Annotated in this window: 7 protein-coding genes; 5 read left to right on the top strand and 2 right to left on the bottom strand. The window is 66.3% G+C overall.

The window, feature by feature from the left end; genetic code table 11:
• On the top strand, window positions 1-428 hold a 428-nt coding region (locus tag KF785_06020), incomplete at its 5' end, for an ABC transporter permease (protein ID MBX3146309.1).
• A 15-nt stretch (window positions 429-443) separates the two neighbouring features.
• On the opposite strand, the gene KF785_06015 is transcribed toward KF785_06020, so the two are convergent.
• A complete protein-coding gene (locus tag KF785_06015) occupies window positions 444-794 on the bottom strand; it encodes a biopolymer transporter ExbD (protein MBX3146308.1) in 351 nt (116 codons plus the stop codon).
• A gap of 139 nt (window positions 795-933) precedes the next feature.
• On the opposite strand from KF785_06015, the gene KF785_06010 reads away from it, so the two are divergent.
• From KF785_06010 to KF785_05995, 4 genes are all read left to right on the top strand, one after another.
• Window positions 934-1845 carry an alpha/beta hydrolase gene (locus KF785_06010; protein ID MBX3146307.1) on the top strand — a complete coding sequence of 304 codons (912 nt, stop codon included), beginning with the start codon at window positions 934-936 and terminating at the stop codon, window positions 1843-1845.
• Window positions 1846-2040: 195 nt separating this feature from the next.
• Window positions 2041-2895 (top strand): hypothetical protein, encoded by an 855-nt coding sequence (locus tag KF785_06005; GenBank protein ID MBX3146306.1) that lies wholly within the window; start codon window positions 2041-2043, stop codon window positions 2893-2895.
• A 131-nt stretch (window positions 2896-3026) separates the two neighbouring features.
• Window positions 3027-6299, top strand: a complete 3273-nt coding sequence (locus KF785_06000; GenBank protein ID MBX3146305.1) for a PD40 domain-containing protein — start codon at window positions 3027-3029, stop codon at window positions 6297-6299.
• Between the two features lie 177 nt (window positions 6300-6476).
• The gene (locus KF785_05995) at window positions 6477-7640 is read left to right on the top strand and encodes an ATP-binding protein (GenBank protein MBX3146304.1); all 1164 of its coding nucleotides are present in this window, start codon (window positions 6477-6479) and stop codon (window positions 7638-7640) included.
• Window positions 7641-7773: 133 nt separating this feature from the next.
• Here KF785_05995 and KF785_05990 read toward each other — a convergent pair whose 3' ends face one another.
• Window positions 7774-8916, bottom strand: coding sequence for an ABC transporter permease (locus tag KF785_05990; protein MBX3146303.1), 1143 nt, complete (start codon window positions 8914-8916; stop codon window positions 7774-7776).
• Window positions 8917-8918: the final 2 nt, after the last annotated feature.

Raw genomic sequence — 8918 nt, 5'->3', positions numbered from 1 at the left:
ACCTGTTCCGAACCACCTCGGGGCTGCGACTCCGCGCGGTTGGTGAGCAGGCGTCAGCCGCGCGCGCCGCCGGCGTGTCGGTTCGCTGGCGCCAGACGGGAGCCGTTGTCACTGGCGGTGTGCTCGGCGGAATCGGTGGGGCCACGCTGGTTCTGGCACAGGTTGGGGCATTTACCGAGCGGATGACCGCCGGGCGGGGCTTCATTGCCATTGCGATCGTGGTGCTGGGTCGCTGGCATCCGCTTGGTGCGCTAGCGGCGGCGGGCTGCTTTGGCGCGGCGACGGCTCTGCAGTTCGCCTTTCAGGCTATGGGCCTTGCCGTTCCGTATCAGTTCTTCCTGATGCTGCCGTACGCCCTGGCGCTGGTGGCCCTGACCGGCGTCGTCGGTCGGGCGCGCGCTCCGGCCGGCCTGGGCCGGAGTGTCTGAGCCTGCCGCGCCACCTCAGCCTTGTCGTGGGACCATGGCGACGATCCGTACTCCGGCCGCTTTGGCCCGGTCGATGATGCGACGCACCTCCTGCTCCGGCCGCTCGCTGGCGACTTTGATGAAGAGAACCTTCGACGCCCGATCGCGGTAAATTGCCGTCAGGGTGCGCTCCAGCTCGGCCTCGGGGACGGCGTGTCCGTTCAGGGTCATCGTTCCATCGGCGGCAACGGCGAGGACGAGTTGGTACGAATTGCCCTGGCTCCCGCCGGCCTGCGGCTGGACTGCCGCGACTGTGCGTACCTGCTGGGGCATGGCGAAGGCGATCACCAGCACGAGCAGCAGGTTGATCAGCGACCGAGCCGTCATTCTGGGGCTCGGGACTCCTTGGTTGGATCGAGACACGAGCTGAGGCATGGATTCGTCCTCGAGACGGGTGATTGCAGCATGGTTAGGATAGTCGAATGGGGGATTGTTTTCCTGAAGGTGGCCGGATGATGGCGACGCGATGACAGCATCGGCGGCAGTCGAGCACCGGGTCACCCTGGCTGACGGGCGGCTGGTGAGCTACGCCGAGTCTGGCGATCCGGAGGGCGTGCCGGTCGTGCATGCCCACGGCGTCCTGGGTTGCCGGCTCGAGATCGCCGCGCCCGCGATCGACCTCGCGGCGCGACGCCTGGGCGTGCGCCTGCTGGCGCCGGACCGCCCCGGGATCGGTCTGTCCGACCCCAAGCCGGGGCGCTCGGTGCTCGACTGGCCGGTCGACCTGCTCGGCTTTGCCGAGGCGGTCGGGATCTCACGCTTCTCGCTGATCGGCTGGGGGGGCGCGTCCCCCTTCGTGCTGGCATCGGCGCTCCGGATTGCCCATCGGCTTCGGGCAGTCGGGATCGTGTCGGGCGTTGCCTCACCGGACCGGGCGGTGGTCACCGGGGGCGGAGCGGGGGAGGGGTTGCGGCGTCTCTCGGCACGCTACGCTCCCTGGTGGCTGAGGCGATGGGTGCGCGCGGTATCGTCGGCCATGGTTTCGGATCCTGATCGGACCATCGATCGGTTGCTGGGAAGCATCGACGAGGCGGATCGGGCGGTTGTTCGCGATGCCGATTGGCGCGAGCACCACCGGGCTGTGCTGCGAGAGGCATTCCGTCGCGGTCCGGAAGGGGCGACCGAGGATCTGCTGGCGGTATATCGGGACTGGGGGTTCCAACCGAGCCAGGTGCCCATGGTCGTGAACCTGTGGTTTGGACCAGCCGGCACGGCTGGCGGCGGGGCAGGGCTATGGCTTTCCCGCGCCCTCGAACGATCCGAAGCGCGAGTGTCCGGGCACGGGGGCAGCCACTCGTTCCTGGCCAACCGGTACGAAGAACTGCTGCACGGCCTGCTCGTCACTGCTGATCGCGAGGAGGGGCGACCGGTCGGCTGAGGTTTCCGCCTGAAACAATCGGCGCTAAGCTTCGTTGTGGATTGACCGGCCCGATCGTCCGATCTTGCTGCAACGTTTTCGGGTTCCGGCGTGTCGCAGTGAGTATCAGGTTCTCATCGTGGCTTTCATCGCGGGCAACTCCCCGGGCGGGAGGTTTCTATGTTGAAGCTGGGTCTTGTCTTAGCAACTGCTGCCTTGACCGTCGTTCCAACCGGCTCGGCGCGGATTGCGGATCTCGATGGGCGCTGGACCGGCGAGCTGGTTCGGGCCAACTGCGATCCGGCGGTCGCGCGGCGGGTGTTGTGCCTCGATCTGCGTTTGGTTGAAGGGACCGGGCGGAACGCATCCCGCTGGTCCCTGTCGGTACCGGTGACCGGGTTGAGCGGACTCTCGGCCACCAGTACCGGCTTCACGGGTCGTCCGCTCCGGTTCGAGCTGACGCGGGAGAGCGGCACCATCACCTTCGAGGGCGAAATCGAAGCCGGCTGGGGCGACGGCCGCTTCGGGTTCGCGGCCGATCCGGCTTACGTCGAGCGCGCCACCCGGGCTGGGCGGCCGAAGCCGTCACCGGTTGAGCTGTTGTCGCTCGCGGTGGGCAGCAAGTCGCGGGGCGAGGGGCGGCGCTACGTCGGCTACGATCTCGATGTTGCCGAGGGCGACATGCCGGACGTGGCGGCGATCGTCGAGCAGGCAACGCAGGGTGCCCAGATCGGTGTCACCGCGGCGATGCGGGCTCTCGAGGCAATCGATCTTGGTGGGATCATCTCGCAGTCGCTGAGCATGGTCACTCCGCAGCTGATCGGCGAGGCTGCGCGGCTCGGTCTCGAGGGCGCCCGAATCGGCGCCACGGTCGGCGGGGCAATGGCCGAGCTCGATTTTTCATGGATCGACGAGATGGTGACGCTCGGTCTCGACGCCGCGGACGTCTCCGGCATGATGGACCTCCGGCGTCATGGGGTCGACCGAGGCTACGTTCGGGACTACATCAAGCGCTATCCCCGAGCGCGGGCCCGCGACATCCAGCGCGACTGGCTCGAGCGTCCGCAGTAGCCGGCTTGCTGCGCATACTATCGAACGGTCCGGTCTCGGCTTGCCGACCGGACCGCTTCTGTTTTCGGCACGGCATGTCGAGTCGTTGCTGATGAGAATGATGTCTTCCGTTCGAACCATCTGGGGTGGCCATGAAACGAATTGCCGGAACATCGTGTTCGCTTGCCTTGCTGCTCGGGGTACTCGTCGCACCCGGGTCCCTCGAGGCGCAGGGTACCCGCCTGCTGCGCCAGCCAGCGGTGAGCGCCGCGCACGTGGCGTTTGTTTATGGTGGTGATCTCTGGGTCGTCAACCGGAGTGGTGGCGAGGCTCGTCGTCTGACCAGCACGGCCGCAGTCGAGCGCGATCCCTGGTTCTCGCCCGACGGGCGCTGGATCGCGTTCACCTCGAATCGGAGTGGCAATCCGGATGTCTACGTGGTCTCGGTCGACGGTGGTGATGCCCGCCGACTGACCTGGCATCCCGGCAACGACGAGGCGCGGGGGTGGTCACCTGACGGACGTCAGGTCCTCATCGCGTCGGATCGTGATGCGGCACCGGTTCCATACTTCCGACTCTGGACCCAGCCGGTAGCCGGTGGCCCCCCGACGCTGCTGCCGATTCCGATGGCCCTGCGCGGCAGCTACGCCGCTGATGGTCGCCGGATGGTGTACGAGCGTTCGACCCGATGGGATGTCGAGTGGCGCGGGTACCGCGGCGGCCAGAACACCCCGATTACCGTGATCGACCTGGGCAGCCTGGATGAGACCCTGCTCCCGAACGAACTCACCACCGATGTTCATCCCGTCTGGCTCGGCAACACAGTCTTCTTCCTGTCCGACCGCGACCACGCGAGCAACGTCTGGGCGTACGACCTGAGCAGCCGCGCGGTGCGCCAGGTGACCCGCTTCAAGAACGCAGATGTCAAATGGCTGTCTGCGGGTGGCGGCACCCTGGTGCTCGAGCAGAACGGTGGAATCCATCTGCTCGATCCGGCGACCGGGGCGCTGCGGCAGCTCGACATCACGGCTCGGGGCGACTTTCCCTGGGCGATGCCCCGCTGGACGGATGCGGGCCGCTTCATTGCGCAGGCCTCGCTCTCGCCCTCGGGCAAACGGGCGCTTTTCGAGGCGCGCGGCGAGATCTTCACGGTCCCGATGGAGAAGGGAGACGCGCGCAACTTGTCCCGGTCGCCGGGGGTGGCGGACCGGACGCCGGTCTGGTCGCCGGACGGTGCGCAGGTAGCATGGTTTGCCGATGCGGGGTCTGGCTACCGGCTGCTGATCGGCGATCAGGACGGACTTGGGACACCGCGCGAGATCTCGATCGGCGATGCCAAGTACGCCTTCGTCGCCGCGTGGTCGCCGGACGGATCGCGGATTGCGTTCGTGGACGACAAGGCGCGCCTCCGGGTGCTCGAGATCGCGACCGGACGGATCGTGACGGCGGATACGGACGGCAGTGTCTGGAATCGTGCGGGGTTGCAGCCGGCCTGGTCGCCCGATTCGAAGTGGTTGGCGTACTCGAAAGTCTATCCCAACCAGTTCCGAAGGATTCTGGTGTGGTCGGTGGCGGATGGTCGGAGCCGTCAACTCACCGACGGGCTGGCCGACGCGATTCGCCCGGTTTGGGATCGGAACGGACGCTGGCTCTACTTCCTGGCCAGCACCGATCTCGGTCTTGCCAGTGGCTTTGCCAACATCAGCAGCATCAATCGACCGGTGACGCGCGGCGTGTACCTTGCCGTGCTCCGGGCCAACGACTCGACGCCGTTTGCTCCGGAGAGCGACGAAGAGCGCGTTGCCCCGGCGCCAACTGCTGCGCCGCCCGCTGCTACGCCGCCCGCCCCGTCGAAAGACAGCGCCGGCGGGAAGACGTCGACCGAGGTCCGGATCGACTTTGAGCGGCTGGATCGCCGGATCCTGGCCTTGCAGATGCCGGTTCGCGACTATGCTGATCTTGCCGTTGGCGGCACCGGCGCGCTCTTTGTGGCCGAGCGCGTGGCGAACCAGCCTGGTATGACGCTGCATCGGTACGATGTGTCCAAGCGCCGGGCCGACGTATTCCTGCCAACGGTGCAGCGCTTCTCGACCTCCGGTGACGGCAAGCGGATTCTGGTACAGGCGGCCGGTGCCTGGCGCAACGTCGGCACCGAAGCGCCGCCGAGGCCGGACGATGGTCGGATCAACCTCGCGCTTCGTGTGCAGGTCGATCCGCAGGTCGAGTGGCAGCAGATCTTCGATGAGGCGTGGCGAATCGAGCGCGACTTCTTCTACGCGACCAACACGCATGGCGCTGACTGGAACGCCGTTCGGGCTCGGCACGCGCCGCTGGTGGCGCACGTGCGGCATCGCGACGATCTCAACTACCTGCTCGACCAGCTTGGTGGGGAGCTCTCGGTCGGCCACAGTTTTGTCTTCGGGGGCGACCTCCCGCCGGTCGACACCACGAGGGTTGGTCTGCTCGGCGCTGACTTCCGGATCGAGAGCAATCGCTGGCGGATTGCACGGATCCTGACCGGCGAAAGCTGGAACCCCGAACTGCGAGCCCCGCTGGACGCTCCGGGGTTGCGGGTGGCTCAGGGCAACTATCTCCTTGCCGTCAACGGCGTCGCGCTGTCCGGAACTGACGACCTCTGGCGCCTGCTCGATGGAACGGCCGATCGGCAGACGACGCTCCGCGTCAATGATCGGCCCACGGCCGATGGCGCGTGGGATATCACCGTGGTACCGGTGCGGTCCGACGTGCCGCTCCGCGCGCGGACCTGGGTCGAGGACAACCGGCGCAAAGTGGATTCGCTCTCGAACGGGCGGCTGGCCTACGTCTGGGTGCCGAATACGGGCGGCGGGGGGTATGTCTCCTTCAATCGCTACTTCTTTGCGCAGCAAGACAAACAGGGGGCGGTCATCGACGAGCGTTTCAATGGCGGTGGACTGCTCGACGACTACATGGTCGACTATATGAGCCGGCGCCCCGTCGGTGGCATTACCAACGAGGCGGACGGCGGCGCGCCGTTCCGCCTGCCCCTGGCCGGCGTGCTGGGCCCCAAGGTGCTGCTGATCAACATGCTGGCCGGCTCCGGCGGTGACTACTTTCCCTGGATCTTCCGCGAACATAAGGTCGGCCCGCTGATTGGAACCCGGACCTGGGGAGGTCTGGTTGCGTCGTGCGTGCCGTATCCGCTGATGGACGGTGGCGCGATTACCTCGCCGTGCGGCGCCATCTTCGGCCCGGAGGGTTGGGTCGCCGAGAACGTTGGGGTGGCGCCGGACATCGAGGTTGTGATCGATGCGAAGTCGGCGGCGGCGGGTCGGGATCCGCAGCTGGAACGTGGGGTAGCTGAAGCGCTCAAGCTGCTCGAGCGTGATACGAGTCGTCCGCCGGCGCAGCCGCCGTTCCCGGTGCGGGCGCGCTGGCCGAACTGACGGTCGGCGCCGAGTGCGGGCGTGAACGTGGTCTCGAGGGGCTCGGTCCAAGGTGACGAGCCCTTCTTCTTTGCGGCAGGCCTGCTTGCCTTCGGGGTCGGTGTATGATACTCGTTCCGTCTGTTACCGGGAAAATCGACCCTTATTATGTTCTATTTTCCCGGTATATTGACTGTCATGGTCAATCGACAGCGCTTTCTGGAGCGAATTCGTACAGGGCTCGACCGCGGGCCCGTCGTCGTCCTGACCGGACCGCGCCAGTCAGGTAAGACGACGCTGGCCCGCACCCTGTTGCCCGAATCGTCTCCCAACTACTTCGATCTCGAGGATCCGTTGAGCCTGGGCCGCCTCGACGAGCCACGGACGGCCCTCGACCCGTTGCGAGGCCTGATCGTCATCGATGAGGTGCAGCGTCGGCCCGATCTCTTCCCGGTTCTGCGCGTGCTGGCGGACCGCCCTGGGACCCCGGCCCGATTCCTGATCCTCGGCAGCGCCTCGGGCGATCTGATGCGCCAGTCATCGGAAAGCCTGGCTGGTCGGGCGGAGCGCATCGACATCGGCGGTTTCACGCTTGCCGAGCTGGGGGCCGAATCGGCCAACGATCTGTGGCGTCGGGGGGGATTTCCCCGTGCGTACTTGGCGCAGACGGAGGACGACAGTATCGCGTGGCGGAAAGCCTTTGTGCAGACCTTGCTGGAACGGGACCTGCCGCAGTGGGGCGTCCGGGTTCCCGCCGTTGCGCTCCTCCGATTCTGGACGATGCTCGCGCACTACCATGGGCAGACCTGGAATGCCACCGAGCCGGCCTATGCGCTTGGTGTGAAGCCGGCAGTGACTCGGCGCTATCTGGACCTATTGACAGATGCGCACATGATTCGCCAGCTGCAGCCATGGTTTGCCAACGTGAGCAAGCGCCAGGTCAAGTCACCCAAGATCTATGTGCGTGACAGCGGGTTGCTGCATCAATTGCTGGGCGTGGAAACCGAGAGCGCCCTGCTCTCGCATCCCAAGCTGGGTGCATCGTGGGAGGGCTTCGCCATCGAGCAGGTCCTGGCCGCCGAACCGCACGATGAAGCCTGGTTCTGGGCCACGCATCGCGGCGCCGAAATCGACCTGCTGCTCCGCCGAGGCGACCGGTTGTTGGGCGTCGAGTGCAAACGTGCTGACGTTCCGCGCATCACGCCCTCGATCCGCAACGCGCTCGTGGACCTGAGTCTCGATCGGGTTGCCATCGTGTACCCCGGAAGCCGGCGGTTTGCGCTGGCCGATCAGGTCGAAGCCGTGCCGCTCGCTACGCTGGCGCAACCTGGGTTGCTCTTTGAGAGCGCGACGTCATCGTGAGCTTGCCCCGATCGGGATAGCCCGCGTGAGGTGACAGGGGATGTCCGGTGGAGCGATCTCGATCCGGGCCGCGACGGGTGCCGCAAGGAAGAGAACGAACAGGGCGCGAACCATAGGGACTCCAGGGCGACGACTAACCGTGCGTCTTGGAATACTGGCGCACGGCGCCCGTCAGCACCAGCAGGCCGAGCGCTGCCAGGGCGCCAAGCGGTACCGCGATGCCGCTGAGGTCGGCGCCGCGCACCAGCACGGCACGCATGATGACCACGAAATGCTTGACCGGATTCAACTCGGCCATCCACTGCGCCCAGATCGGCATGCTGTCGATCGGCGTGAAGAGGCCGCTCATCAGCAGATAGATCACCAGCACGAAGAAGGACACGAACATGGTCTGCTGCTGGGTCGACGCGATGGTGGCGATCCAGAGGCCGGTTCCCAGCGCCACCGTGAGATAGACGGCCGCCGAGACGAAGACGAGCAGCAGGTTGCCGCGCATCGGAATGCCGAACGCCAGCTTGCCGACGATCAGTCCCAGGCTGAACATCACCAGGGCCAGCAGCCAGAAGGGCAGCAGCTTACCCGCGATGAACTGTCCCTTGGTGATCGGGGTGACGTTGAGCTGTTCGAGGGTGCCAGCCTCCTTTTCCCGGGCAATGTTCTGCGCGGTGAGCAGCATCCCGATGATCGTGACGAGCGAGACGAGAATGCCAGGCACCATATAGTGTTTGTAGCTGAGCGTCGGGTTGAACCAGCTGCGCAATCGGACGTCAAACGCTGCTCCGGCCCTCGCGGGCGCCGGATCGATGCGCGGGGCGGTCTGCGGCCGCAACTCGACGCCCAGCTGCCGGGCATAGTCACTGATGATCTGCAGGGCGTACGACTGGGTTATGCCCGCTGCCGCACCCTCCTCGGCGTTGAGCACGAGCTGCACCGGGGCGACGCCCTGGCGAATCAGATCTCGCTCGAAGCGCGGCGGGATCGTCAGGATCATCGTCGCCTCGCGACCGAGGAGACTCTCGTTGGCCGCCTCCTGTGATGGCACCGCGGACGACACGACGAACCGGCCGGATGCGGTTAGATGCGTGACCAGGCCGCGCGACGCCGTGCTCCGATCGAGATCCACGACGTGCATCCGCGCGTTGGTGATCTGGAAGGTGGCTGCGTTGGACAGCAGCAGGAGCTGCACGACCGGGATGAAGAAGATCTGGAAGACCGTGGCCCGATCGCGAAAGATCTGGAGGTACTCTTTGCGAATCAGAAAGAGGAGGGTGCGCATCG

This window comes from Gemmatimonadales bacterium (genome assembly GCA_019637315.1).
In the GTDB taxonomy this organism is placed as follows: domain Bacteria; phylum Gemmatimonadota; class Gemmatimonadetes; order Gemmatimonadales; family GWC2-71-9; genus SHZU01.
The sequence above is the reverse complement of the archived record's forward strand: the minus strand, read 5'-3'. Positions and strand labels throughout refer to the sequence as shown.